The 25823-nt window shown below is 71.2% G+C and carries 18 protein-coding genes and 1 pseudogene; 5 read left to right on the forward strand and 14 right to left on the reverse strand.

Annotation, left to right across the window (positions count from 1 at the left end; all coding sequences use genetic code 11):
• Positions 1-98 precede the first annotated feature (98 nt).
• Positions 99-2264, forward strand: a complete 2166-nt coding sequence (locus tag ACZ3ZD_RS24795; protein ID WP_467401227.1) for a RecQ family ATP-dependent DNA helicase — start codon at positions 99-101, stop codon at positions 2262-2264.
• 343 nt (positions 2265-2607) lie between these two features.
• On the forward strand, positions 2608-3228 hold the full coding sequence (locus ACZ3ZD_RS24800; protein ID WP_467401230.1) for a hypothetical protein: 621 nt from the start codon (positions 2608-2610) through the stop codon (positions 3226-3228).
• A 408-nt stretch (positions 3229-3636) separates the two neighbouring features.
• On the opposite strand, the gene ACZ3ZD_RS24805 is transcribed toward ACZ3ZD_RS24800, so the two are convergent.
• The 6 genes and pseudogenes from ACZ3ZD_RS24805 to ACZ3ZD_RS24830 form a co-directional block, all read right to left on the reverse strand.
• A complete protein-coding gene (locus ACZ3ZD_RS24805) occupies positions 3637-4266 on the reverse strand; it encodes a hypothetical protein (protein WP_467401232.1) in 630 nt (209 codons plus the stop codon).
• Positions 4267-4334: 68 nt separating this feature from the next.
• Positions 4335-5036, reverse strand: coding sequence for a ribonuclease HII (locus ACZ3ZD_RS24810; protein ID WP_467401234.1), 702 nt, complete (start codon positions 5034-5036; stop codon positions 4335-4337).
• 90 nt (positions 5037-5126) lie between these two features.
• Positions 5127-5415, reverse strand: a pseudogene (locus tag ACZ3ZD_RS24815) (TetR-like C-terminal domain-containing protein); the annotation flags it as partial.
• Between the two features lie 96 nt (positions 5416-5511).
• Positions 5512-6441, reverse strand: a complete 930-nt coding sequence (locus ACZ3ZD_RS24820) for an ADP-ribosylglycohydrolase family protein (RefSeq protein ID WP_467401237.1) — start codon at positions 6439-6441, stop codon at positions 5512-5514.
• Positions 6442-6453: 12 nt separating this feature from the next.
• Complete coding sequence (locus ACZ3ZD_RS24825; protein WP_467401239.1) at positions 6454-7113, reverse strand: histidine phosphatase family protein; 660 nt, start codon at positions 7111-7113, stop codon at positions 6454-6456.
• 146 nt (positions 7114-7259) lie between these two features.
• Complete coding sequence (locus ACZ3ZD_RS24830; RefSeq protein ID WP_467401241.1) at positions 7260-7865, reverse strand: YdbC family protein; 606 nt, start codon at positions 7863-7865, stop codon at positions 7260-7262.
• A gap of 154 nt (positions 7866-8019) precedes the next feature.
• Between ACZ3ZD_RS24830 and ACZ3ZD_RS24835 the strand changes: the two genes are divergently transcribed.
• A complete protein-coding gene (locus ACZ3ZD_RS24835; protein ID WP_467401245.1) occupies positions 8020-8553 on the forward strand; it encodes a TerD family protein in 534 nt (177 codons plus the stop codon).
• A gap of 64 nt (positions 8554-8617) precedes the next feature.
• On the opposite strand, the gene ACZ3ZD_RS24840 is transcribed toward ACZ3ZD_RS24835, so the two are convergent.
• Both ACZ3ZD_RS24840 and nrdR read right to left on the reverse strand, forming a co-directional pair.
• A complete protein-coding gene (locus tag ACZ3ZD_RS24840) occupies positions 8618-11512 on the reverse strand; it encodes a vitamin B12-dependent ribonucleotide reductase (protein WP_467401248.1) in 2895 nt (964 codons plus the stop codon).
• Between the two features lie 165 nt (positions 11513-11677).
• Positions 11678-12223, reverse strand: coding sequence for a transcriptional regulator NrdR (gene nrdR / locus ACZ3ZD_RS24845; protein WP_467401391.1), 546 nt, complete (start codon positions 12221-12223; stop codon positions 11678-11680).
• 563 nt (positions 12224-12786) lie between these two features.
• Between nrdR and lexA the strand changes: the two genes are divergently transcribed.
• On the forward strand, positions 12787-13566 hold the full coding sequence (gene lexA / locus ACZ3ZD_RS24850) for a transcriptional repressor LexA (RefSeq protein ID WP_030342891.1): 780 nt from the start codon (positions 12787-12789) through the stop codon (positions 13564-13566).
• Between the two features lie 230 nt (positions 13567-13796).
• Here the strand turns inward: lexA and ACZ3ZD_RS24855 are convergent, their stop codons facing one another.
• From ACZ3ZD_RS24855 to ACZ3ZD_RS24870, 4 genes are all read right to left on the reverse strand, one after another.
• Complete coding sequence (locus tag ACZ3ZD_RS24855) at positions 13797-15788, reverse strand: ATP-dependent DNA helicase (RefSeq protein WP_467401251.1); 1992 nt, start codon at positions 15786-15788, stop codon at positions 13797-13799.
• Positions 15789-16151: 363 nt separating this feature from the next.
• Entirely contained in the window at positions 16152-16922 is a 771-nt protein-coding gene (locus ACZ3ZD_RS24860) for a GNAT family N-acetyltransferase (protein ID WP_467401255.1), read from the reverse strand.
• A gap of 108 nt (positions 16923-17030) precedes the next feature.
• A complete protein-coding gene (locus tag ACZ3ZD_RS24865) occupies positions 17031-19064 on the reverse strand; it encodes an IucA/IucC family protein (protein WP_467401258.1) in 2034 nt (677 codons plus the stop codon).
• A 242-nt stretch (positions 19065-19306) separates the two neighbouring features.
• Entirely contained in the window at positions 19307-20779 is a 1473-nt protein-coding gene (locus ACZ3ZD_RS24870; RefSeq protein WP_467401260.1) for a diaminobutyrate--2-oxoglutarate transaminase family protein, read from the reverse strand.
• Between the two features lie 378 nt (positions 20780-21157).
• On the opposite strand from ACZ3ZD_RS24870, the gene ACZ3ZD_RS24875 reads away from it, so the two are divergent.
• A complete protein-coding gene (locus tag ACZ3ZD_RS24875) occupies positions 21158-22384 on the forward strand; it encodes a trypsin-like serine peptidase (RefSeq protein ID WP_467401263.1) in 1227 nt (408 codons plus the stop codon).
• Between the two features lie 112 nt (positions 22385-22496).
• Here the strand turns inward: ACZ3ZD_RS24875 and hflX are convergent, their stop codons facing one another.
• Both hflX and ACZ3ZD_RS24885 read right to left on the reverse strand, forming a co-directional pair.
• Positions 22497-23987: a GTPase HflX gene (hflX, locus tag ACZ3ZD_RS24880; protein ID WP_467401265.1), complete on the reverse strand. Its 1491-nt coding sequence runs from the start codon at positions 23985-23987 to the stop codon at positions 22497-22499.
• A 176-nt stretch (positions 23988-24163) separates the two neighbouring features.
• Positions 24164-25687: a M1 family metallopeptidase gene (locus ACZ3ZD_RS24885; RefSeq protein ID WP_467401269.1), complete on the reverse strand. Its 1524-nt coding sequence runs from the start codon at positions 25685-25687 to the stop codon at positions 24164-24166.
• Between the last annotated feature and the right edge of the window lie 136 nt (positions 25688-25823).

Raw genomic sequence — 25823 nt, forward strand, 5'->3', positions numbered from 1 at the left:
GATAAGTCGAATCAGGGACACGACAAGCCCGATCTCGTTGTCCACAGACCCGTCCCGGGCCTGCCCGGTTGTCGGTCCCGTCCTGTTGTATGGGACGCATGGAGCACACGAGCAACGCGGATCTCCGCACACAGGCAGACGCCGTCCTCGCCCGTCTCGTCGGGGATGCCACCGGCGCCGCCCGGCTGCGCGAGGACCAGTGGCGGGCGATCGAGGCACTGGTCGCCGACCGGCGCCGGACCCTGGTCGTGCAGCGCACGGGATGGGGCAAGTCCGCGGTGTACTTCGTGGCGACGTCGCTGCTGCGGGCCAGGGGAAGCGGGCCCACGGTGATCGTGTCGCCGCTGCTCGCCCTCATGCGCAACCAGGTGGAGGCCGCGGGCCGGGCCGGTATCCACGCCCGGACCATCAACTCGGCCAACACCGAGGAGTGGGAGGCCGTCCAGGCGGAGATCGCGGCGGGCGATGTCGACGTGCTGCTGGTCTCGCCGGAGCGGCTGAACAATCCCGACTTCCGCGACCAGGTCCTGCCCAAGCTGTCCGCCGCCACCGGCCTGCTGGTCGTGGACGAGGCCCACTGCATCTCCGACTGGGGCCACGACTTCCGCCCCGACTACCGCCGCCTGCGCACCATGCTCGGCGACCTGCCGCCCGGCGTCCCGGTACTGGCCACCACCGCCACGGCCAACGCGCGGGTGACCGCGGACGTCGCCGAGCAGCTCGGCACGGGAGGCACCTCCGACGCGCTGGTGCTGCGCGGGCCGCTCGACCGGGAGAGTCTGAGCCTCGGCGTGCTGCGCCTCCCGGACGCCGCGCACCGGATGGCCTGGCTCGCGGACCATCTGGACGATCTGCCGGGCTCCGGCATCATCTACACGCTCACCGTCGCCGCCGCCGAGGAGGTCACCGCCTTCCTGCGGCAGCGCGGGCACGCCGTCGCCTCGTACACGGGCAAGACGGAGAACGCCGACCGGCAGCAGGCGGAGGACGACCTGCTCGCCAACCGCGTCAAGGCCCTGGTCGCCACCTCCGCGCTCGGCATGGGCTTCGACAAACCGGATCTCGGTTTCGTGGTCCACCTCGGCTCGCCCTCCTCCCCCATCGCCTACTACCAGCAGGTCGGACGTGCCGGCCGCGGCGTCGACCACGCCGAGGTACTGCTGCTGCCAGGCAAGGAGGACGAGGCGATCTGGGAGTACTTCGCCTCGCTGGCCTTCCCCGCGGAGGACCTGGTGCGGCGCACGCTGGACGTCCTCGGCCGAGCGGAGGGCCCCCTTTCGCTGCCCGCCCTGGAACCGCTGGTCGAGCTGCGCCGCTCACGTCTGGAGACCATGCTGAAGGTCCTCGACGTGGACGGAGCGGTGCGCCGCGTCAAGGGCGGCTGGATCGCGACCGGGCAGCCTTGGTCGTACGACGCCGAGCGCTACGCGTGGGTGGCCCGGCAACGCGCGGCCGAGCAGCAGGCGATGCGCGAGTACGCGACCACCACCGAGTGCCGGATGGAGTTTCTGCAGCGCCACCTGGACGACGAGGGCGCCAAACCCTGTGGCCGCTGCGACAACTGCGCGGGCCCCCGCTTCACATCCGACCTGTCCGCCACGGCGCTGGACGCGGCGCGGAGCGACCTGGGGCGTCCGGGAGTGGAGGTGGAGCCCCGGCGCATGTGGCCGACCGGCCTCCCCGCCATCGGTATCGACCTCAAGGGCCGTATCCCGGCCGGTGAACAGGCCTCGGCGGGACGGGCTCTGGGGCGCCTGTCGGACATCGGCTGGGGAAACCGGCTGCGCCCGCTGTTCGCGCCCCAGACCCCGGACGCAGCGGTGCCGGACGACGTGGCGCGAGCCGTGGTCGATGTCCTGGCGGACTGGGCCCGAGGTCCCGGCGGCTGGGCTTCCGGTGCGTCCGACGCGCACGCCCGGCCGGTGGGCGTGGTCACCGTGGCCTCGCGCAGCCGCCCCCGGCTGGTCCACTCGCTGGGCGCGCGGATCGCCGAGATCGGCCGGCTCCCGCTGCTCGGCTCGGTGGAATACGCCGGCGACGCGCCCCGGCTGCCGCGCAGCAACAGCGCGCAGCGCCTGAAGGCCCTCGACGGCGCGCTGACGGTGCCGCCCGGCCTGGCGTCGGCGCTGGCCGAGGCGCAGGGTCCGGTGCTGCTGGTCGACGATTTCACGGAGACGGGCTGGACCCTGGCCATCGCGGCACGCCTGCTCCGGAAGTCCGGGGCGCGCGGCGTGTTGCCTCTGGTCCTCGCCGTTCAGGGGTGACCCCGACTCGTCACCTTCTGCGCCTCCCGGTGGCCGAGCGGTGTGTTGTGGCTGGTCCTCGGGAGTCCAAGGAGGTCCGCGGGGCCGCGCGCGGCGGATCGCCGGGGGCCGGTGGGGCGCCTCAGGCGTCACCGGCCAACCCTTTGGGTAGGGATATAAGCCACGCACCACCTGATAACAGTCGGCGGCCTCAATTGCTCGTTGCCGCAACCAAGTTCGGCAGGAAGAATTGAGGTCCGCTCCCCGCACGGCTCGTCCGTGATCCGGCTGGGCTCCGCTGCGGTGCGCGCTCCCCCGAATCCGACCTCGCCCGCAGTATGGGCGCGTAGCCGAAGGGAGGAACGTGACCTTCGGATTCGCCTCGTCCTCGGCGGCCTCGTTGTCGACGTCCGCGTCCGCCGCCTCCGCCAGTCGCCTGCTCGAGCCGGCCGAGTGGGCCGCCGCCGGAATCCCTTTGCTGCGCAACCCTCGTGAGGTCGTCAGCGGGCTGCACGCCCGGCACCACCCGAAGCCGCTCACGGCGATCGTGGCCGTCCTCGACCCGGACGAGCGGCTGCGGGCCAGTGCTTCGTTCACGCGCCGTCCGGCCCCCGCCGACGGGTGGATGTTCCGCAACACGCTGCTGGCCCAGCTGCGCCGGGTGATCCCTCATGACCTGCGTCGCCGTACTCCCGTGCGGACGGCCGTCCTGCTCTACTGCCGGGAGGGCGAAGCGCGTTGGACCGAGGAGGACGGCGCCTGGATGTGGGGGCTGCGGGACGCCTGCACACTGCACGGCCTGCGGTGCGGGGCGTACATCACGCTGACGCACGAGGGCTGGCAGGTGCTCGGCGAGGGCCGCGGCGGACGCCGGCCCAACGCGCACTCGGCGCCGGAGCCCGTCGCCCTGTCCGGGGCTCCGCCGCTGGTGCCGCGCACCGGCGGGCCGGTCTCCGACGTACTGCGCCGGGCGGCGGCCCGCTAGGGAGGGGGCCGGCGGTACGACGGCTCGTGCCGCCGGTCAGCGGCACGAGCGGCGCTCGGGGCCGGTGTGCCATGACCGAGGCGTCGGCGTGCCCCGCGAACCGCGCCGACGATCTCCAGCGGGCTCACGTCTGGTGCTCCGGCACCGGACGGCTTCCGGAAGCATCCCGACGCGTGCCTCCTGGCCACGGCTGTGGAAGCCGGCGGCGTGCTTCGATCTTGGGGCACCGCCGCAGCGAGATGGCAGGTCCGCCGGACCACCCGTGCTGCTCCCCGGGACGTCCAGGGGAGCAGCCACACCACCAGCGCGACAGCAGCCCGTCATCCGGGCATGCCAAAGGCCGCACCGTGCGGATTCCGCCCGAGCGGCTCCTTCGACACCCTGACGCGCCGAGGCGCCGGGCACGGCTCAGACGCCGGTGCCCAGCACCGAGTTGATCTGCTGCGGGTCGCCGCAGACGATCAGCAGGGCGCCGGCTCTGGAGTGCGCCAGCGGGAGGGCGGTGGCCGCGGCGGAGGCCGGGCCTCCGTTGACGGCCACGACGACCACCGGGCGGGACGCGGCGCGGGAGGCGACGGCCGCGTCCGCGTAGAACACGTCGTCACCGGCGTCGTGCAGCGCCCAGTAGGACGTTTCACCGAAGGACAGCTCGTGCTCGGCCCACGGGTGCTGTGCGCCGGTGGTGATCACCAGCACGTCACCGGGGGCACGGCCCGAGTCCAGGAGCAGGTCCACCGCCTCTTCGGCGGCGTCGAGCGCACCCTCGGCCGAGGCCGGGATGAGCTGGATCTGCGGGGCCGCCGTGGTGGCGGGAGCGCCCGGGCCGGAGGGGCCGGGCTTGGCCGGAGCCACGTCACGCGGCGTGCGCTGCACCGGCGGCGTGGGCCGCAGAGGGCCGGGACGACCGGGGCGGGACGGAGCCGCGGGACGGGGGCCGGGTACGGGGCGGGGGGTCGGCGCGGTACGGCCACTGGCCGGAGTGGCGCGGGGACCCTGGGCACTCTCGTGAATCTGAGGCTCCTCGGGAATGAGAGGCATGAGCTGATATTTATCAAACGTTGGTGCGGCGCGGATGGCCGGGTGGCACATCAGTGCGAGCGGAACCGTTAAAAATCGAAGCCGAGCTGGCCTTCGATTTCCGGAACGCCTCCGTCCGCCCAGCTGCGGACCTTCTTGAGGTGCCGCCACTGAGGCAACGCATCAAGATACGCCCACGACAAGCGGTGGTGCGGGGTGGGCCCCCACTCCGCCAGCGCGGACTTGTGCACGGGCGACGGATACCCGGCGTTGTCCGCAAATCCGAAGTGTGCATGGTCGAGGCCCAGTTCGGCCATCATTTTGTCGCGCTGAACCTTGGCGATCACCGATGCCGCGGCCACGGCCACGCACGACCGATCGCCCTTGATCACCGTGCGCACCCGCCAGGGGGCACCGAGGTAGTCGTGCTTCCCGTCGAGGATCACGGCCTCCGGACGGACCGGCAGGGCGTCCAGCGCACGGACCGCGGCCAGCCGCAGCGCGGCCGTCATCCCCAGGTCGTCGATCTCCTCGGGAGAGGCATGCCCCAGCGCATAGGCCGTCACCCACGTCTGCAGCCTTCGGGCGAGTTCCGTGCGCCGCTTGAGGGTCAGCAGCTTGGAGTCGGTCAGTCCCTCGGGCGGGCGGCGCAGTCCGGTGATCGCCGCGCAGACGGTGACGGGCCCGGCCCAGGCGCCGCGTCCCACCTCGTCGACACCGGCAATGACCTTCGCTCCGGTCGTGGCGCGCAGGGAGCGCTCGACGGTGTGAGTAGGTGGTTCGTACGGCATGGCGCCCTAAGCCTACGCCGCCGGTATCGCCGTGCGACACCCCGGTCTCCCGGCCCGTGTGAAGAGCGCCGGCGCGGGCGACCAGGCCCCTCAGGGCCGCAGCAGCGGGAGCGTCAACTGGTCGGCCATCTCCGTGAGTTCCTGATCGCTCCATTCGCTCGCGCACATCCTTGATCGGTACATCATCATGGCCGGAATGGCGTCGAAGACGTATCCGTTCGCCGCGTCGGAGCGAACCTCTCCCTCGCCTTATGCCACGGGTGATGACCTCGCGAAGCAGCTTGACGGTCGGCTCGACGACACTGCCGGAGATGACCTGCTCGAAGCGCTCCACTTGCACGTGATCGCATGCGTGAATGACCGATCGGAGCGCGATACCTCCGTCGCCCCCACGGCCGCGACGCACGGCCGATACCGGAAGAACGGGCGGCCCTCACACAGAGTTCCCGGCACGCACGGAGTGTTTTCCGGTCGGTCAGCCCCCCGCCGGCACCCACGCCGGCAGAGCCTCGGTGCGCTGCACCCACTCGGCGGGCGGCGCCCCGGCCTTGGCGGCGGCGAGCACGCCGCCCACGATGGCGCAGGTGGTGTCGACGTCGCCGCCCACCTGGGCGGTGGTCCAGAAGGCCGTCTCGTAGTCACCGAGGGCCCGCGCGGCGGACCAGAGGGCGAAGGGGACGGTGTCGTGGGCCGTCGTACGGCGTCCGCAGCCGAGGACGGCGGCGACGGTGGCCGCGTCGGCGTAGTCGAGCATGTCCCGGGCGCGGCGCAGGCCCTGGCCGACCGCGCTCTTCGGCACGAGGGCGACGACGCCGTCGAGGAGTGCCTCAGGGGCGGGCGGCCCGTCCGGCGAGCCGGCCAGTGCCGCCGCGGCGGCCACGGCCATGGCACCGACCACGGCCTCCCGGTGCTGATGGGTGGGGTAGGCCGAGATCTCCGCCTGGTGGGTCGCCTGCTCGGGGTCGTCCGCGTACCAGGCGCCCAGGGGCGCGATCCGCATGGCCGCGCCGTTGCCCCAGGAGCCCTGTCCATTGAACAGGCCGGCGGCCAGCTCGCGCCAGTCACCGCCCTCCCGGACCAGGCGCAGCAGCCGGTTGACCGCGGGGCCGTAGCCCCGGTCGAAGTCGTGGTGCTCGGCGAAGGAGCGGGCGAGCGCGTCCTGGTCGACGCGGTGGTGGGCGGCGAGGACGGCGACCACGGAGCAGGCCATCTCGGTGTCGTCCGTCCACTGCCAGGTGCCTGTGGGCAGCTCGCGGCGCTTCAGCAGGGGGTAGTTCACGGGAACGAAGAACTGGGAGCCCAGCGCGTCCCCCACGGCCAGACCACGCAGGCTGGCCAGGGCGCGCTCCAGGCGCCCGGGGGAAGAGGAATCGGCGGTCCCAGGAGAAGAGGAATCAGCGGTCATCGCTCTGCCACTCTATCCGTTCACCCAGTACGGGTCGGGCTCCCGCCAGCGCTCGAAGGGCCGGTCGAGTGTGTACCGGCCGTCCTCTCCCAGAACGAGTACCCGCATCTCGGCGTTCCCGGGATTGGACAGGGACTCGAATTCCGCGACGGTCCAGTGGAACCAGCGCATGCAGAACAGCCGCATCGCGAGCCCGTGCGTCACCAGGAGGACGTTCGGTGGGTGGTCCGGCGCCTCGAAGCTGCGGAACAGGCTCTCCAGGAAGCCGCCGACCCGGTCGTACACGTCGGCGCCGGACTCCCCCTGGGGGAACCTGAAGAAGAAGTGGCCGTACGCGTCGCGGTAGGCCTTCTGCAGACGTACGTCGTCGCGGTCCTGCCAGTTGCCCCAGTCCTGCTCGCGCAGGCGGGGTTCCTCCCGGACGCGTATGAGGTCGGGGTCGAGGTGGAACGCGCGGAGCGTCTCGTGGGTGCGGCGGTACGGGGAAACGTACACGCTCACGCGTTCCCGGCCGAAGAGCTCGCGGACGCGCTTGCCGGTCTCCTCGGCCTGCCGCCGGCCGCGCTCGGTCAGCGCGAGGGCGTGGTCGGGTTCGCGTTCGTACACGGAGTCGTCGACGTTGCCCGTTGACTCGCCGTGTCGGACAAGGACGATGCGCCGTGGTCGTGCCATGCCGAAACCCTAGATCGAACGACGACCAGTCGAGCACTCGTACGGCCCTCATACGGCGTAGGTCACATGTGTCACGCGTCCGGGAACGTCTCACCGCACGGCGTACGACGGCTCATCGCAGTGCGATCGTCAGACCAGGGCGCGGCTCAGACCGTCCAGGACGGCTCCAGATCCACGATGTCACCGGAGAGCGCCGCGACGTCGGCCTCCGTCTGGGCACGCAGCGCGAGGCGTTCCACACGCTCCGTGCGGTATTTTCCGTGTTCGGCCGCCGAGCGCCACATCGAAAGGATCAGGAACTCCTGTTCGGGCCCCTCGCCGAACATGCCGCGGATCATGCCGGGCGAGCCGGCCATCGCGGGGTTCCAAACCTTTTCCTGCATGAGGGTGAAGTGCTCGACGCGCTCCTCGTGGATCCGGCACAGGGCCGCCCGGATCAGATCCGCGTCGGTGAACCGGGGCTCGAACCCCGTCTTCACATCGAAGCGGTACTCGAACAGCTTGACCTGGGCATCCTTGAAGGTGCCGGACTGGGCGGCGGCCAGGCGGTCGTGGGAACGGGCCATGAAGGAGTCGTAGAAGGCACGGCTCTCCCAGAAGGTGAAGATGTGCGCCACCCCGGATCGCTGCCGGCTCCAGCCCCCACCCTGTCCCCGAAACCCCGGCTCCCCCAGAAGCCCCGCCCATTTCCGCTGCCCCCGCTCGAATCCGCGGCGGTCCACCACGGTGCAGCGAATCCACTTGACCAGCACCGCGCCATCGTAAGGCCACCGGGCGTGGCGTCGGTCACGCTCCGGCGGAGATCACCCGCGCATGCGCCCCCGCGCGCGTGGCACGATGGGCAAGGAGCCTCGACACATGGGGAGTTGGGGTCGAGCGGACCCCCAGGGGGAAGGGAACAGCCTGGTGACCGGCTTAAGCAAGGGAATCCGCAAGGTCGAGGTCGCGCTCAAGTGGGACCCGAGTCCGGCAGGTCGGCCGCCGACCGATCTCGACATCGTCGCCGCGACCTTCTCGTCCGGCGACCTGTACGGGGCGCCGGCCTATGTGGTGCACTTCGACAACCGTTCGCCGGACGGCACGATCCTCCTCAACCGTGACAGCACCGACGGCAGGGGTTTCGGCTGGGACGAGGTGATGACGCTCGAACTGGACCGCCTGAGCGAGCGCTACGCGCGCGTGGTGGTGGGCGTCGTCATCCAGCAGCGGTCCGGTCACAGGACGTTCGCCGACGTGCTCAGTCCCGTCGTACGCGTCCGCGAGGGCTACACCGTGCTCGCCGAGGACGACTTCGGCTCGGTCCTCGGGTCGACGGCCGCCACGACCGCCGAGTTCGTCCGGGACGAGTCCGCCGACTGGACCTTCCATCCCGGCGTGCACGGCTTCGACGAGGACCCGGCGGCGTTCACCCGGGTGATGGGGCGCCCGCACCGGTCCTGACCCGCCGTACGGGTAAGGGGCGCCGGCAATGGCCGGCGCCCCTTACCTCAGGAACGGTGTGTCATCAGCTGCAGCCGCTGGTCGAGCCGCAGCCCTCGCAGATGTAGCAGGAACCGGCCCGCTGCATCTTCGTACCGCAGGAGAAGCACAGCGGGGCGTCGGCCTGGATGCCCAGCTGCATCTCCACCAGCTCTGCACTGGTGTGCGCCTGCCGCGGGGCGGGCTTGGCCGCCTCCGACTCGGCCTTCGGCGTCGCGACGGCCTTCAACTCCTGGGCGCGCGGGGCCGACTGGGCCAGACCCTCGACGTCGACCTCGTCCTCGGACGGCTCGTAGGAGCCGGTCTCCAGGTGGCGCTGGCGCTCCTCGGCGGAGTGGATACCGAGCGCGGAGCGGGTCTCGAAGGGCAGGAAGTCCAGCGCCAGGCGGCGGAAGATGTAGTCGACGATCGACTGCGCCATCCGCACGTCCGGGTCGTCCGTCATACCGGCCGGCTCGAAGCGCATGTTGGTGAACTTCGAGACGTAGGTCTCCAGCGGAACGCCGTACTGGAGGCCGACGGAGACGGCGATGGAGAAGGCGTCCATCATGCCGGCGAGGGTGGAGCCCTGCTTCGACATCTTCAGGAAGACCTCGCCGAGACCGTCGTCCGGGTAGGAGTTGGCGGTCATGTAGCCCTCGGCTCCGCCGACCGTGAAGGACGTCGTGATGCCGGGGCGGCCCTTGGGGAGGCGCTTGCGGACCGGGCGGTACTCGATGACCTTCTCGACCGTCTCGCGGATGGTCGCCTCGGCCTTCTCGGTGACCTCGGCCTTCTCCTTCTCCTTGGTCTTGGCGGAGAGCGGCTGGCCGACCTTGCAGTTGTCGCGGTAGATCGCGAGCGCCTTGACGCCCAGCTTCCAGGCCTCGAAGTAGATCTCCTCGACCTCCTCGACGGTCGCCGTCTCCGGCATGTTGACCGTCTTGGAGATGGCGCCGGAGATCCACGGCTGGATGGCGGCCATCATGCGGACGTGGCCCATCGGGGAGATGGCGCGCTCGCCCATGGCGCAGTCGAACACCTCGTAGTGCTCGTGCTTGAGGCCGGGGGCGTCGATCACATTGCCGTGCTCGGCGATGTGGGCGACGATCGCCTCGATCTGCTCCTCCTGGTAGCCCAGGCGGCGCAGGGCCTGCGGGACGGTGCCGTTGACGATCTGCATCGAGCCGCCGCCGACCAGCTTCTTGAACTTCACCAGCGCCAGGTCGGGCTCGACACCGGTGGTGTCGCAGGACATCGCGAGACCGATGGTGCCGGTCGGCGCGAGGACGGACGCCTGGGAGTTACGGAAACCGTTCTTCTCGCCGAGACGCAGTACGTCCTGCCAGGCCTCCGTGGCGGCGGCCCACACCGGGGTGTCCAGGTCGTCCATGCGCACGGCCGTGCCGTTGGCGTCGGCGTGCTGCTTCATCACGCGGTTGTGGGCGTCGGCGTTGCGGGCGTAGCCGTCGTAGGTGCCGACGACCGCGGCCAGCTCGGCGGAGCGGCGGTAGGCCGTGCCCGTCATCAGGGAGGTGATGGCGCCGGCCAGGGAGCGGCCGCCGTCGGAGTCGTAGGCGTGGCCGGTGGCCATCAGCAGGGCGCCGAGGTTGGCGTAGCCGATGCCGAGCTGGCGGAACGCGCGCGTGTTCTCGCCGATCTTCTGGGTGGGGAAGTCCGCGAAGCAGATCGAGATGTCCATCGCGGTGATGACCAGCTCGACGACCTTCTGGAAGCGCTCGGCCTCGAAGGACTGGTTGCCCTTGCCGTCGTCCTTCAGGAACTTCATCAGGTTGAGCGAGGCGAGGTTGCAGGACGTGTTGTCCAGATGCATGTACTCGCTGCACGGGTTCGACGCGGTGATCCGGCCGGACTCGGGGCAGGTGTGCCAGTTGTTGATCGTGTCGTCGTACTGGATGCCTGGGTCGGCACAGGCCCAGGCGGCTTCGGCGATCTTGCGGAAGAGGGCCTTGGCCTCGACCTCTTCGATGACCTCACCGGTCATCCGGGCGCGCAGGCCGAACTTGCCGCCGTCCTCGACCGCCTTCATGAACTCGTCGTTCACACGGACCGAGTTGTTGGCGTTCTGGTACTGGACGGACGTGATGTCGTCGCCGCCCAGGTCCATGTCGAAGCCCGCGTCGCGCAGGACGCGGATCTTCTCCTCCTCCTTGACCTTGGTCTCGATGAAGTCCTCGATGTCGGGGTGGTCGACGTCGAGTACGACCATCTTGGCGGCGCGGCGAGTGGCACCACCGGACTTGATGGTGCCGGCGGAGGCGTCGGCGCCGCGCATGAAGGAGACTGGGCCGGACGCGTTGCCGCCGGAGGAGAGCAGCTCCTTGGAAGAGCGGATGCGGGAGAGGTTCAGGCCGGCGCCGGAGCCGCCCTTGAAGATCATGCCCTCTTCCTTGTACCAGTCGAGGATCGACTCCATGGAGTCGTCGACGGACAGGATGAAGCAGGCGGAGACCTGCTGGGGCTGCGGGGTGCCGACGTTGAACCAGACGGGGCTGTTGAAGCTGAAGATCTGGTGCAGGAGGGCGTACGCCAGCTCGTGCTCGAAGATCTCGGCGTCGGCGGGCGAGGCGAAGTACTTGTAGTCCTCACCGGCCTTCCGGTACGTCTTCACGATGCGGTCGATCAGCTGCTTGAGGCCGGTCTCGCGCTGCGGGGTGCCGACGGCACCGCGGAAGTACTTGCTGGTGACGATGTTGACCGCGTTCACCGACCAGAAGTCGGGGAACTCGACGCCACGCTGCTCGAAGTTGACCGAGCCGTCGCGCCAGTTGGTCATGACGACGTCACGGCGTTCCCACGACACCTCGTCATAGGGGTGTACGCCAGGGGTGGTGTGGATGCGCTCGATACGCAGCCCCTTGGTGGCCTTGGCACCCTTGGCTCGGGAACCTCGTGCCGGACCGCTCGCCGTCTCTGTCATGCCGCCTCCCTATACGGGCATAAATGCCCTGAAGTGCCCATTTGTTCCCGCGGGCACGTGTCCTCGTCTTGCGTTGCGGGCACCCTCAGCTGCCACCCGCAACAGGTCTTCGTTCGCCGCCTCCCGGCCGGAACCCGGGGTTCCGCCCGGTTTCCGGCCCGCCGGTCAGTCGGCGGCGCGGGCCGGCACGGGGACCTGAGTGGTCCCGCCGGGCCCGTCTTCGCGACTCCCCGCTGCCGCGCCACCCTCGTCCGCGGCGGGGTCTCGCGTCGTTTCCCTCAGCTCCGCGATGGCGGCCTCGAAGTCCTCGAGCGAGTCGAACGCCCGATAGACCGAGGCGAACCGCAGGTACGCGACGAGGTCGAGCTCCTGCAACGGGCCGAGTATCGCCAGACCCACGTCATGGGTGGTCAGCTCGGCGCTTCCGGTCGCGCGCACCGCCTCCTCGACCCGCTGACCGAGCTGGGCGAGCGCGTCCTCGGTGACAGGCCGCCCCTGGCACGCCTTGCGCACGCCATTGATGACCTTGGTACGGCTGAAGGGCTCGGTGACCCCGGACCGCTTGACCACCATGAGCGAGCACGTCTCCACGGTCGTGAAACGACGGGAGCAGTCGGGGCACTGGCGGCGCCTGCGGATGGCCGTGCCGTCGTCGGTCGTACGACTGTCGACCACACGGCTGTCGGGATGCCTGCAGAAGGGGCAGTGCATGTTCTCCAACCCTCCTCACAGCAGACTCGTCAGCCTCACCGGGCCCAAGAGCCCCGCGAAGCAGCCCTAAGCATAGGCGATGACGAAGCCGTCTCGAACCCGGGGGACCACAACTTCTGGGCTGCTGTAGCCATCCAACCACTACATGTGGGGCTTGGCCCATAAATCGAGGCACGCACGCGTGTCGCGCGGAAACGGCGGGCCCGGGGACCGGCGGCGACCAGCGAGGACACGCGGGCGCCGAGCTGTGTCGCGGGGGCGCTTGCGGAGATACCGTGGGCGCCGCAGGGCGGCCGCGCGGCACTCCCGCACAGAAGGGGCCCCGCGTCCCGGAACGCGGGATTCCGGATGGCAGACTGGAGCGCAGCCCACAAGGCGGCACGACGTCGACGGTGAAGAGTACAGCAATGGGTGCTTTTGTCCGTCGGATATCGCGTCAGCCATACACCTCGGAACGTGATCGCGTCAGGTGAAACGCACTTTTTCACTCGAACGTGTGTTTGGCGCAACCTTTCGAAAGCAACTACCGTTGTGCAGCAGGGAGACCATCGAGAGGGGCCGACGTGACCACCACCGCAGACAGTGCCACCATCACTGCCCAGGACCGCTCCCAGGGCCGAGTCGAGCCGGTACACGCGATGAACGAAGCCACGAATCCCGAGGCGCACAAGCGCTCCCTGCCGGGGCGACCTCCGGGCATCCGGGCGGACAGCTCCGGGCTCACCGACAGGCAACGCCGGGTGATCGAGGTCATCAGGGACTCCGTACAGCGACGGGGCTACCCGCCGTCCATGCGTGAGATCGGCCAGGCCGTGGGCCTGTCCAGCACGTCCTCGGTCGCTCACCAGCTGATGGCACTGGAGCGCAAGGGCTTCCTGCGCCGCGACCCACACCGCCCGCGAGCGTACGAGGTACGGGGATCCGACCAGGCCGTCACCGTGCAGCCGACGGACACCGCCGGCAAGCCCGCCGCGTCGTACGTACCGCTGGTCGGCCGTATCGCGGCCGGCGGCCCGATCCTCGCGGAAGAGTCCGTCGAGGACGTCTTCCCGCTCCCCCGCCAGCTCGTCGGTGACGGCGAACTGTTCGTGCTCAAGGTCGTCGGCGACTCCATGATCGAGGCCGCCATCTGTGACGGCGACTGGGTCACCGTGCGCCGCCAGCCGGTCGCCGAGAACGGTGACATCGTGGCCGCCATGCTCGACGGCGAAGCCACCGTCAAGCGCTTCAAGCGCGAGGACGGCCACGTGTGGCTCCTCCCGCACAACGCGGCCTACGAGCCGATCCCCGGCGACGACGCGACCATCCTCGGCAAGGTCGTCGCAGTGCTGCGCCGCGTGTGACGGCCGCGACCGGCGGGCGGTAGCTCGCTCCCTGACCGGGCCCCGGAACCCCTGCGCCGGTTCCGGGGCCCTGCACATGTCTGACGGGCTGCGCGCCCGAGAGTCCTGGGCGTGCAGCCAGGTGCCGACTCCCTCGCGACCGGTGCCGACTCCCCCGTGGAGTCGCCCGACCGGCGCCCCCGGTCGGCTCTAGTGGGCTGCCGGACCGGCGCCGGCCGGGCTCCCCGTGATCAGTTCGCCACCGCCGGCTGCGTCTCCGCCTGCTGCGCCGCCGCGTCGATCGCCGCGAGCGACTTGCGGACCTGGTTACGGTCCGTCGTGTACCAGAAGTCCGGCAGAGACGCCTTGAGATAGCCGCCGTACCGCGCCGTGGCCAGCCGCTGGTCCAGTACGGCCACCACGCCGCGGTCGCCGGACGCCCGGACGAGACGGCCGGCGCCCTGGGCCATGAGGAGGGCCGCATGGGTGGCGGCCACCGCCATGAAGCCGTTGCCGCCGGCGTCCTCCACCGCCTTCTGGCGTGCGCTCATCAGCGGATCGTCGGGCCGCGGGAACGGAATCTTGTCCATGACGACCAACTGACAGCTGGGGCCCGGGACGTCCACGCCCTGCCACAGCGACAGCGTGCCGAACAGGCAGGTCTTCGGGTCGGCCGCGAAGTTCTTGATCAGTTCGCCGAGCGTCTCCTCACCTTGCAGCAGGATCGGGAACTCGGGGATCCGGGAGCGCAGCTCCTCCGCGGCGAGCTGGGCGGCCCGCATGGACGAGAACAGGCCGAGGGTGCGCCCGCCGGCCGCCTGGATCAGCTCCGTCAGCTCGTCCAGCATGTCGGCGCGCTCACCGTCGCGCGCGGGGCGCGCCAGGTGCCTGGCGACATAGAGGATGCCCTGCCTGCGGTAGTCGAAGGGCGAGCCGACGTCGATGCCCTTCCACTTCGGCAGGTCCTCGCCCTCCGTGCCCTCGGGGCCGAGCCCCATGGAGGCGCCGACGCCGTTGAAGTCGCCGCCCAGCTTGAGCGTCGCCGAGGTGAGGACGACGGCCCGGTCGGCGAAGAGCTTCTCCCGGAGCAGGCCGGAGACCGACATGGGGGCCACGCGGAGGGACGCGCCGAAGCGGTCGTGCCGCTCGTACCAGACGACGTCCCACTCCGAGCCGTTCACGACCCGCTCGGCCACGCCGTGCACCGCCTCCACCGACGCGAGGGCCTGCTTGCGGACCGCGTCCTCGTCCTGAACGGACTTGTCACGGGTCGCGCCGATCGCGGTGATCACCGTGCGGGCCGCGTCCCGCAGCGCCATCAGGGCGTAGCCGAGGTCTTCCGGAATCTCCTCCAGGCGGCCCGGCAGCGCCAGCTCCATCAGCCGCTCGAAGCCCTCGGCGGCCGTCTGGAGCTGGTCGGCGGCCTTCTCGTTGACCAGCTTGGCGGCACGGCGCACGGCGCGGTTGACCTGCCCGGGCGTGAGCTCGCCCGTGGCGACACCGGTGACGCGGGAGACGAGTTCGTGTGCCTCGTCCACGATCAGCACCTCGTGCTGGGGCAGCACCGGGGCGCCCTCGATCGCGTCGATGGCCAGCAGGGCGTGGTTGGTGACCACGACGTCGGCGAGCTTGGCCTGCTCGCGGGCCATCTCGGCGAAGCACTCGGCGCCGTACGCGCACTTCGACGCGCCCAGGCACTCCCGTGACGACACCGACACCTGCGCCCAGGCGCGGTCCGAGACGCCCGGGGTGAGGTCGTCCCGGTCGCCGTTCTCCGTCTCGTCCGCCCAGTCCCGCAGCCTCAGCAGGTCCTGGCCCAGCTTGCTGGTCGGCGCGGCGGCCTCGAACTGGTCGAACAGCCCCTCCTCCTCGTCCTGCGGCATGCCCTCGTGCAGGCGGTGCAGGCACAGGTAGTTCGACCGGCCCTTGAGCATCGCGAACTCCGGGCGGCGGCGCAGCAGCGGGTGCAGGGCATCGACCGTACGCGGCAGGTCCCGCTCCACGAGCTGGCGCTGCAGGGCGAGCGTGGCCGTCGCGACGACCACCCGCTCTCCGTGCGCGAGCGCGGGCACGAGATAGCCCAGGGACTTTCCGGTGCCGGTACCGGCCTGGACCAGGAGGTGGGATCCGTCGTCGATCGCCTCGGCGACCGCTTCGGCCATGGTCACCTGGCCGGGGCGCTCCGTGCCGCCGACGGCTGCGACGGCGGCATGCAGGAGTTCGGAGAGAGAGGGCTTCGTCATAGCCAGACCACCCTACGGCCCTGCACTGACAAGCGGGTGATCACGGCGGGGGCGGGGGGTGGGATCACGGCGGGGACTCCTGGGTGGGCTGGGCTCGGAGGGGCTCGTCGGAGGTGGGGGTGGCCCGGCTTCGGAGGGAGCTGGGGCTGGGCCGATGGCGGGAGCGGTGTGGACGTACGGCGCCTCGCCACTCCGGGCAGCAGCGGTGGCCGGGACCCCTGGGTGCCGGTGCCGTGAAGGTGACGGCCCCGGTCTACGGCTCCCCGGACGGGTGTGCCGGATTTCCGTCGAGATTTCTTCCCGAGCCGGGAACACCGCGGGCCCGCCGCTCGTATCTCATGGTGAGCGCTCGGTCACTCGACGCTACAGAACATCGCGCAGGACCCGGTCCCGGATCATGAGGGCGGCCCGCTTGTCGGGCAGGTCGACCTCGGCCGCGTACCGGAAGCCGGCGCTCAGGAACGCGGCGACGGAGGGGGTGTTGCGAAGATCGGGCTCTGACACGACGCGTGGGCAGGTGGGACACCGGTCGAGGATCAGGTCGGCCACGGCTCGGAGCAGGGCGGAGCCCAACCCTCGCCCCCGGTCCGCGGCGTCACCGACGAGGAGATGGATGCCGGTGTCGTGCGAACGGGCCGGATAGTGGCGGGCCAGCGGATCCAGGTCTGCCCGGTAGATCTCCCAATAGCTCATCGGGGTGCCGTCGAGGACGCCGAGACACGGCACGCTGCGCCCGTGGCCCCGGAGCTGCGCCCGCAGGTGGGACTCCGTCCGGTTCCGGGAGCCGGCCAGTTCCCAGAACTCCGCGACGGCGGGGTCGTTCATCCAGCGGTGCACGAGGGGCAGGTCCTGGTCGATGTGCACGGGCACGAGTTGGAAGGAGCCGACGGGGGTCGTGACCGGACCCCATGGGGCGAGCCGGCTGAGGAGGCCGCCCGGCGCCCCGGCACGGAGGGCGACGAACCGGGCGGGCAGGCACAGCTCCAGTGTGTCCTCGCTGTCCGGGTCGTCGTCCTCGACGGTGAGCCGGCCGAACCGGGAGTTCCGCGGGCCCGCGGTGGCGGCTCGGCGGTCGGCGCTGTCCTGGCGGGCGGAGGCGGAACCGGTTCCGGCGCTCGCGTCGGTGGGAGGCACGGTGCGCTCCTCTCGGGAGACGAGGGGGTCAGCTTCCTCGGATGTGCGGGAGGCGGTGCCGCTCGCTGAAGGGACGGTCCGCTCAAGTGGTACGTGCGGGTACGACGTTCAGGAGTGAAGGGGGTTGGCGATGGTGACGTAGACGGACTGGGTGTCGACCGGGCCGACGAGTTCGTCGAGGCCGTGCAGCCGGGTCAGCAGGTTGGCCTTGCAGTGCAGGACGGGTGAGTCCAGCAGGTGGCCGGGAAGGGAGGTGCGCAGCGGGGCGGGCCCTGAGGCGAGGCCGGTGAGGAAACGGTGGAACGCCGCGAGGAGCAGTCGTTCGTCGGCGAGGCGCTGGGAGCCGAAGGCGCCGATCAGGCCGAGCACGTTGTTGACGGCGAGGTAGTAGGCGAAGCGTTCGTCGGTGACCTCGTCCGAGACGAAGGTGTCACTGTGCTCGCCGATGCCGGGCAGCCTGGCGTCCAGTTCGGCTCGCCGGGACTCGCGGAAGTAGTAGCCCTGGTTGTCCCGGTAGCGGCCGCCGGCGGGCCAGCCGTCGCTGTCCAGCAGGAGCAGCGTGTTCTGCTGGTGGGCTTCGAGGGCGATACCGGCTTCGCTGTCCAGCCAGAGCACGGGCCGGACGACCTGCTCCAGGTAGCGCAGGAACCACTCGGCGGCGACGGCGCCGACGGGACGGCCGGTGCGTGTGGCGAGGCGTACGACGAGCTGGGCCAGGCGGGACCGCATCGGCGGAGCGGTGGCGTGGCGAGGCGCGGTGCCGGTGGTCGGCACGGCGAGAGGGCGGAGTGAGACGAGCCCGGCCACACAGCCGACGTCGTCGGCCGGGGTGAACGGGTCGTGCCGGATCACCACGTCGAGTCCCGGCACGGGCAGGCCGTCCGGGTCGTCCACGGCGAGCCAGGCCGGGTCGCGGACGATGTCGAAGCCGGGGTGTGCCGCCTGCCACTGACGGGCCAGGCCGGTGCGCAGCAGTCGGTGCACCTCGGCTCCGCGGTGCAGTTCCTTGCGGAGGTTCTCGCGGCGGGAGTTGGTGATGCGCAGGGCCAGCGAGAGCTTGAGCATCGCGGGGGCACCGGATCGGTGGACGGTTCTCACGGAGGAGGTGGGGTGCCAGCGAGTGCCGAGGGGGCCGAGGTCGCGGAGGAGACCGGAGTCGAGCAGTGCGGCGACGGAGGCGCGATGGCGTACCTCGCGCGCCTGCCAAGGGTGCAGTGGCAGGGCGGTGTAACCGTCGGGCAGGGGCAGTTCGGCGCCGGCGAGCCGGCGGACGAGGTGGCCTGCGGGAACGGGACGACCTCGCTCGGTCCAAGCCGAGTCGGTCGCGAGGAGAGAGGGGGCGACGGCCAGCCAGTGCAGGGGGAAGGAGCCACGCAACTCCGGTGAGTACCGGTCGGCTTCGGAGTCGGTGAGCCCCTCCCGGCTCTTCGGGGTCGGGTGCAGGGGGTGTCCGAGGAGGAGGGCCTGTTCGGCGCTGAGGAAGAGGTCGGCGGTGTCGGCGGGGTCTGCACGCCGGTGCCGGACGAAGGCGGCGGTACGGCGGACGGAGTCGGCCACCCTGGCGACGAGGTCGGCGCCGTCGCCGGGTGTGGGGGCGGTGCCGTCACCGCCGCCGGTGCCGGTGTCGGTCTCGTGGCAGGTGTCGCGGCAGGGACCGCTGCCGGGGCAGGGCCCGGTGGTGTGGCCGGAGCCGGTGGCGGTGGGGTCTGAGGAGTGGCCCGTGCTGTTCGGATGGCCGGTGGATTCTCTGGCGAGGAGCGCGGCGAGGGTGACGGCGTCGATGGGGGGTGCGGTGTCGGGGGCGTGGGAGAGGCGTGGTGGGCCGAAGCGGTGCCAGCCGGTCGGGGACCAGTAGCGGACCGGTGCGATGAGGGTCGTGCCGCTGGCGGGCAGCGGGATGCGGAGGCTGCCGTTCGTGGGGGCGGCGAGGCCGGTTTCGCGGGCCCAGCAGCGCAGGAGGTTGTCGACGGCGGCGGCCTGGGCCACGGCGCGGGGGTCGGGGTCCTCCAGCGGGTCGGCGCCGGGTGCCGTCCGCCGGGTGTCATCCCCTGCTCGCGTCTTCTGCTGTGGGACCGGCTCGGTGGGCGGTACGGCGGAGAAGGGGGCGCCGGAGCGGCCGTCGGGGCTGGGGGTGGCGTTCATGACGGCTCCTCTGGGCTGGGCGGGCGGTGTGTCGACCGCTCCCGCTCGGTCGCCGCTGCTTCGCGGCCGAGAGCGAGGGGGATGGGGAGCGGGGCGTGGACGGTGGCGATGTGCGGTTGTGGCCGGCGGTGGGCGTCGGCTGGGGTGCCCGGCAAGGGGGCGGAGTGGGGATGGACTGGGGTGACGGTCTGCGGGCCGGTACCGGTGCTGGTGTGGGAGGTCGGTTGGGGCGTGCCTGGGGTTCAGCCCGTGCGCGGGGCAGGGCCGGGGTGGCGCTGCTGGTGTGGACCGTGGGTCTGGTGGTGGCGGGCCGCCGCCGCGACCGCGTCGGCCAGGCGGTCGAGGACGGCGGTCGCCTGTTCGTCGCTGATGGTCAGGGGCGGGAGCAGCCGGACCACGGATGTGTGGCGGCCGCCGAGTTCGACGATCAGTCCGCGCTGGAGGCACTCCCGCTGTACGGCGGCGGCCAGGTGGGGTGCGGCCGGGGGCGCGGTGCGGGTGGCGTCCAGCGCAGGGAGTGCGGCATCGGAGTGTGCGTCCGGGGGTGCCGGGCGGGCGGTGGCGGGGTCGGCGTCCGGGTCCACCAGTTCGAGCCCGATCATCAGTCCGCGACCCCGTACGTCTCCGACACAGGGGAACTGGTGCGTGAGTTGCGTGAGTTGGGCCAGCATGCGGGTGCCGAGGGTGGCGGCGCGTTCGGCGAGGGCGTTCTCGCGGACGTAGGCGAGGGTGGCGGTGCCCGCGGCCATGGCGAGCTGGTTGCCGCGGAAGGTGCCGGCGTGGGCGCCGGGCTGCCAGACGTCGAGGTCGTCCCGGTAGACGATCACGGCGAGCGGGAGGCTGCCGCCGATGGCCTTGGACAGGACCATGACGTCGGGGGTGATGCCGCTGTGTTCGACGGCCCAGAAGGCGCCGGTGCGGCCCACTCCGGTCTGGACCTCGTCGGCGATCAGCGGGATGGACCGGTCCGCCGTGAGCCGGCGCATGCGGCGCAGCCAGTCGTCCGGTGCGGGGATCACTCCGCCCTCGCCCTGGACCGGTTCGAGGATCATGCCGGCCGGCAGGGGCACGCCGGACTTGGGATCGTCGAGGAGGGACTCGGTCCAGCGTGCGGCGAGTTCGGCGCCGGGCCGGCCGCCGACGCCGAAGGGGCAGCGGTAGTCCTGCGGGTAGGGCAGGCGGGCGACCTGAATGTCGGGCGCGCTGCCGGATGCGGCCAGGGCGCCGGCGGTCATGCCGTGGTAGGCGCCGGTGAAGGCGAGGATGCCGGAGCGGCCGGTTGCCACGCGGACCAGTTTGAGGGCGGCCTCGACGGCGTCGGTGCCGGCCGGCCCGCAGAACTGGACGCGGGCACGCTCGGCGAGACCGGGCGGGAGGGTGTGGAACAACTCGGTGACGAAGGCGTCCTTGACGGGGGTCGCCAGGTCCAGGACGGAGAGGGGGGCGCCGGAGTCGAGGACACCGCGGATGGCTTCCAGCACAACCGAGTGGTTGTGGCCGAGGGCGAGGGTGCCGGCGCCGGAGAGGCAGTCCAGGTAGCGGTTGCCGTCGGCGCCCTCGATGGTGAGCCCGCGCGCCCGGACGGGCACGATGGGCAGGGCGCGGGCGTAGGTGCGCGCCGAGGACTCCCGCGCCGACTGGCGTCGCAGGATGCCCTCGTGCGCGGCCCGTGCGCCACCGGGTGTGCCTCCGGCGATCGACTCCGTAACGGTCACTGCGCGTTGTCCTCCCCGCTGTTCAAGCGCGAGTTGATCCTCGGGGACCGGACACGGACAGCTGGCCCCACGGGCTACAACCGCGGACGGTTCGGGCGGTTACGGGATTGCCCGGAGTTCCTTGGCGCGGCGGTGCGGGGCACGTGTCCCGCCTTCCCGGGCACCGGCCGGATCACCGCACGACTGCCCGTGCAACAGCCCCTGTTCAGACGCCCTGTGACGGAACCGTTGCCCTCCCGTCGGAACTCCCCCACGGCGACGGCATAGTGTGTGTTGCCGTTCCCAGAAGGTCGCGAGACCGGCGTGAACCGTCCGCGAGTTCGCCGCCGGTGTCCGGACCGAAGCGCCCAGTTCGTTCCACAGCAGGGAGTCAAGAACATGCGATCCATACGGCCGTCGTTCACCGCTCGGCGAGGGAGGGGTGGTCGTCGCACCTCCACCTCGCTGACGGCGGTCGCCCTCGTGTCGGCGCTGGCGCTGACCTCCACCGCCTGCAACGGCAACGGTGACGACAACGCCGACGGCACGTCGACCCCCACCGCGACCGTGGGCACCGGCGACGGAAAGATCACGATCCCGGAAGACCTCAAGAAGAGGCTCAAGGAGCACGGGATCGACGTCGACAAGTGGAAGAACGGCGCCTGGAAGAACTGGAACAGGCAGGACTGGCTACGCGAGGCCAACGACTTCATCAACCCGATCATCAAGGGCCTGTGGAACCCGGACCGGATGCGTCACGCCGACGACCCGGACCAGGGCGTCGACGACAACGACCTCTCCGGTGACCAGGGCGTGACGGACCCGGCGCCGCAGCCGGTGAAGGCGCAGGCGGTGACGCCGCCGTACCACACCGGTGCGGCCACCTCGGGCAAGCTGCTCTTCGACGCCCCCGAGGGCACCATGGTCTGTTCGGCGACGGTCGTGACGGACCCGGCGCACCCGGGCAAGTCCAACCTCGTGTGGACGGCGGGGCACTGTGTGCACGCCGGCAAGAAGGGCGGCTGGTACCGGAACATCGCGTTCGTGCCGTCGTACAACAACCAGGGCAGGTCGGCGGCCCAGTTGCAGAACGCCGCCCGGTCCGAGGTCGCCCCGTACGGCGTGTGGTGGGCCGACGCGGCGAAGACCTCGCAGCAGTGGATCAGCGAGGGTGGTCAGACGGGCGGCAACGGTGCCTCGTACGACTTCGCCGTCATCCATGTGACGCCGGAGCAGGGCAGCGGCGGCAAGTCGCTGGAGGAGACCGTCGGCGGGGCGCTGCCGGTGGACTTCAACGCGCCGGCCGTGCCGCAGGTCAAGAGCATCACGGCGACCGGCTACCCGGCGGCGGCGCCGTACGACGGTCAGTTGCTGTACCAGTGCCAGGACAAGCCGGGCCGGCTCTCCATCGAGCAGTCCGACCCGACGATGTACCGGATCGGCTGCACCATGACCGGTGGTTCCTCCGGTGGCGGCTGGGTGGAGAAGGGTGCGGACGGCAAGCCCGCGCTGGTGTCCAACACGTCCATCGGCCCGGTGAGCGCGGGCTGGCTGGCCGGTCCCCGGCTGGGTGAGGTGGCCAAGGGCGTGTACGAGTCGGTCAGCAAGCAGTTCGCCGGGCGGTGAGCCGGCGGTACGAGGTTGGTGAACCGGCGTGAGCCGGTGGCCCGACTGACGCGGTGAGCACGACGGAGGCCCGTCACCCCGGTGGGGTGGCGGGCCTTCGTGCGGGGGCGGGTCAGACCGCGGAGACCGGCGTGTACGGCGCCAGGTCCGCAGCCAGCTCCTCGTGCACCCGGACCTTGAGCAGGGTGCCCTCCGCGGTGTGCTCCTCGGAGATCACCTCGCCCTCGGTGTGGGCACGGGCGACGAGCTTGCCGCGGGTGTACGGCACGAGCGCCTCGATCTCCACCGAGGGACGGGGCAGCTCGTTGTCGATCAGGCCGAGCAGTTCCTCCAGGCCACGGCCCGTACGTGCCGAGACCGCGATCGAACGCTTCTCGACCCGGAGCAGCCGCTGGAGGACCAGCGGGTCGGCCGCGTCCGCCTTGTTGATCACGACGATCTCGGGCACGTCGGTGGCGCCGACGTCCCGGATCACCTCGCGTACGGCGGCCAGCTGCTCCTCCGGGTTCGGGTGCGAGCCGTCCACCACGTGCAGGATCAGGTCGGAGTCGCCGACCTCCTCCATGGTGGAGCGGAACGCCTCGACCAGGTGGTGCGGCAGGTGCCGGACGAAGCCGACGGTGTCCGCCAGCGTGTACAGCCGGCCACTCGGGGTCTCGGCCCGGCGGACGGTCGGGTCCAGGGTCGCGAACAGGGCGTTCTCGACCAGGACACCGGCGCCCGTAAGGCGGTTGAGCAGGGAGGACTTACCGGCGTTGGTGTAACCCGCGATGGCGACGGACGGCACCTTGTTGCGCCGGCGCTCCTGGCGCTTGATCTCGCGGCCGGTCTTCATGTCCGCGATCTCCCGGCGCATCTTCGCCATCTTCTCGCGGATCCGGCGCCGGTCCGTCTCGATCTTCGTCTCACCGGGGCCACGCGTGGCGAGGCCGCCGCGACCGCCACCCATCTGCCGGGACAGCGACTGACCCCAGCCGCGCAGCCGCGGCAGCATGTACTGCATCTGCGCGAGCGCGACCTGCGCCTTGCCCTCGCGGGACTTGGCGTGCTGGGCGAAGATGTCGAGGATCAGGGCCGTGCGGTCGATGACCTTGACCTTGACGACGTCCTCCAGCTGGATCAGCTGGCCGGGGCTCAGCTCACCGTCGCAGATGACGGTGTCCGCGCCCGTTTCGAGGACGACGTCGCGCAGCTCGGCGGCCTTGCCGGAACCGATGTAGGTGGCCGCGTCGGGCTTGTCGCGGCGCTGGATCACGCCGTCGAGCACGACCGCGCCCGCGGTCTCCGCGAGGGCCGCCAGCTCCGCGAGGGAGTTGTCGGCGTCCTGCGCGGTGCCGGTGGTCCACACGCCGACGAGCACGACCCGCTCCAGGCGGAGCTGGCGGTACTCGACCTCGGTGACGTCCTCCAGCTCGGTGGAGAGGCCCACCACGCGGCGCAGGGCCGCGCGCTCGGAGCGGTCGAACTGGTCGCCGTCCCGCTCGCCGTCGATCTCGTAGCTCCAGGCGACGTCCTCTTCCATCAGGGCATCGGCCCGAAGACCCTCGGGATAGGTGTGCGCGAAGCGCTTGGTGTCCTGGGAAGCGGAAGAAGAGGAGGTCATTGGATCCTTACGTCGATGAGATACGTCGATGTGACTGCCGTGACGGCGTCGGCGCGGCGGTCGGTCGCCCGGGCCGCTCGTCGTGTTCAACGTACGAGTACCCCGGGAGATTCCCGTGTCGCGTGCGCGTGCCGGCCCCTAGATGGTCGCACGGTACGACCCGTCTCGTCACCGGGTTATCGCCGGGCGCGGGGCTGGGCGGCCTTGGCCGCGGGCTGCGGCTTCCAGTCCGGGTGGCCGGGCATGGGCGGGGTCTTCTCGCCGTACAGCCAGGCCGTGAGGAAGCCCCCGAGGTCGCGGCCGGCGACGGCCGAGGCCAGGCGGACGAAGTCGCCGGTGGTGGCGGTGGTGTCGCGGTGTTCCTGGACCCAGATCCGTTCCAGCCGCTCGAAGGCCGGCCGGCCGATCTCCTGTCGCAGGGCGTAGAGGACGAGGGCGGCGCCGTCGTAGATGTTGGGCCGGAAGATGCCGATCTTCTGGCCGGGCGCGGGCGGCTTGGGCCGGGCGGGCGGGCCGCCGGCCTCGCGCCAGCGGTCCGAGGCGCCGTAGGCGGCCTTCATCCGCTCCTCCATGGGCCGGTGCGCCGTCTCCTCGGCGTACAGCTCCTCGTACCAGGTGGCGTGGCCCTCGTTCAGCCAGACGTCGGACCAGGTGCGGGGGCTGGTGCTGTCCCCGAACCACTGGTGGGACAGCTCGTGCACCATGACCGACTCGATGTACCACTTCGGGAAGTCGGGCTCGGTGAACAGGCCCTCCTCGAAGAGCGAGAGGGTCTGGGTCTCCAGCTCGAAGCCGGTCGCGGCCTGTGCCATGAGCACGCCATAGGTCTCGAACGGGTAGCGGCCGACCTTGCTCTCCATCCAGGCGATCTGGGCGGGTGTCTTCGCGAGCCAGGGTTCGAGGGTCTTGCGGTCGGCGGCGGGCACGACGTCGCGCAGGGGCAGCCCGTGGGGGCCCTGGCGGTGCACCACGGCGGAGCGGCCGATGGAGACCTGGGCGAGTTCGGTGGCCATGGGGTGCTGGGTGCGGTAGGTCCAGGTGGTGGTGCGGCCGACCCGGTCGGCGCCGGCGGGCAGGCCGTTGGCCACGGCCGTGTAGCCGTTGGGCGCGGTGATCCGGAAGGTGAACATCGCCTTGTCGGACGGGTGGTCGTTGCACGGGAACACCAGGTGGGCGGCGTCGGCCTGGTTCGCCATGGCGAGGCCGTCGGAGGTGCGCACCCAGCCGCCCTGCTGGTTCTCGCCCGAGACGGGGTCGCTGGTGTGCCGCACGGTGATCCGGGTCCAGCTGCCCTCGCTCAGGGGGTGCTCGGGGGTGACGACGAGGTCCTCGCCGGCGCTGGTGAAGCGTGCGGGGCGCCCGTCGACCTCGACCGAGCGGACGGTGCCGTGCGCGAAGTCGAGGTTGAGCCGCTCCAGGTCCTCGGTGGTCCAGGCGTCGATGGTGGTGACGGCCTGCAGCGGCTTGTCGTTGGTGCCGGGGTAGGTGAGGGAGATGTCGTACGAGGCGACGTCGTAGCCGGGGTTGCCCAGGGACGGGTAGAGGCGGTCGCCGACGCCGAGCGGTTCGGCGGGGGCCGCGGCGGCGATGAGGCAGACGGAGACGGCGGAGGCGAGGAGGGCCGCCTTCCGGTGCCGGGAGAGCACGCGCAGGCGCCGGGAGAGCGGGGGGCGGGTCCGGGAGCAGGGGGTCAGCAGCATGGACCACCGCTACCAGTGCCTGCCCGGTCCGCGGTGGCGACGCGCGACCGGCCCACCCGAACGGGTAGGTCCTTTCTTCCGGATCAGGTCGGCTTGGGGTGGCCGTGCCCTCAGGCCGACGCCGGCAGGATCCGAG

The sequence above is a fragment of the Streptomyces sp. NPDC023481 genome, assembly GCF_055560195.1.